This window comes from Veillonella sp. DNF00869 (assembly GCF_001553345.1).
In the GTDB taxonomy this organism is placed as follows: domain Bacteria; phylum Bacillota; class Negativicutes; order Veillonellales; family Veillonellaceae; genus F0422.
The window spans coordinates 1125-1643 of the sequence record NZ_KQ960758.1 but is presented as its reverse complement, the minus strand read 5'-3'; the positions used below and the strand labels follow the sequence as shown (position 1 = coordinate 1643).

The window sequence follows — 519 nt, the reverse complement described above, 5'->3', positions numbered from 1 at the left end:
GGAGAATACTATAAAGCTGCAGATGTAGATGCAACAGGTAATGTATTGAATGGTGCAACAAAAGCTACTACTGTAGAAGCTCGTGTGGTGAACCCAGATGGTACAACAACAGGTGGCACAACTAAATTGTCCAACATCGCTGATGGAAAAGTAGCAGCAGGCTCCAAAGATGCTGTGAACGGTGGACAATTACATACTACTAAATCTGAAATTGGTGCTATCATCGGTGGCACAACAATTAATGAAAATGGCAAAATTACAGGCCCAACTTTCAGTATTACTAATGCGGCTGGTACTAAAGATGATGTCACTACGATTAAGGATGCTATTGAAAAATTAGATGCTACCAATGCAGCACAAAATACTAAGATTTCTGAAACTACAGAAAAATTAACAAACTTAGGTGACACAGTTACTAACAATTACAATGATTTATCTAAAAAAATCACTGATGGTAGTACGAATATAACTAATACACTTACAACCAAGGGCTTGGATTTCACAGGTAACGATACAACT

1 protein-coding gene is annotated in these 519 nt (G+C 37.4%); it reads left to right on the top strand.

Annotated features, from left to right (window positions below):
• Positions 1-519, top strand: a 519-nt coding sequence (locus tag HMPREF3032_RS01420) for a hypothetical protein (protein WP_197413473.1), incomplete at both ends; no start/stop codon positions are given.